At 69.0% G+C, this 255-nt stretch carries 1 protein-coding gene; it reads right to left on the reverse strand.

Annotation, left to right across the window (positions count from 1 at the left end):
- A partial coding sequence (locus tag QM019_RS12840; protein WP_282853319.1) for a transposase occupies positions 1-255 on the reverse strand: 255 nt, incomplete at both ends.

A 255-nucleotide genomic window follows, 5' to 3' on the forward strand; every position in this document is an offset into this window, starting at 1 on the left:
ACGAGCTTGTCCATCCGGCGGGTCGAGACGCCGGCGAGGTAGCAGTCCGCGATCACCGTGATCAACGCGGTCTCGGCCCGTTTGCGGCGCTCGAGCAGCCACTCCGGGAAATACGTGCCCTGCCGCAACTTCGGGACCGCGACGTCGATGGTGCCGACACGGGTGTCCAGGTCACGGTGCCGGTAGCCGTTACGTTGCGCGAGCCGGTCTGGGGAGACCTGACCCCATTCCGCGCCGACGACGGCGTCCGCGTCG

It is taken from the genome of Gulosibacter sediminis, from assembly GCF_030011715.1.
Lineage (GTDB): Bacteria > Actinomycetota > Actinomycetes > Actinomycetales > Microbacteriaceae > Gulosibacter > Gulosibacter sediminis.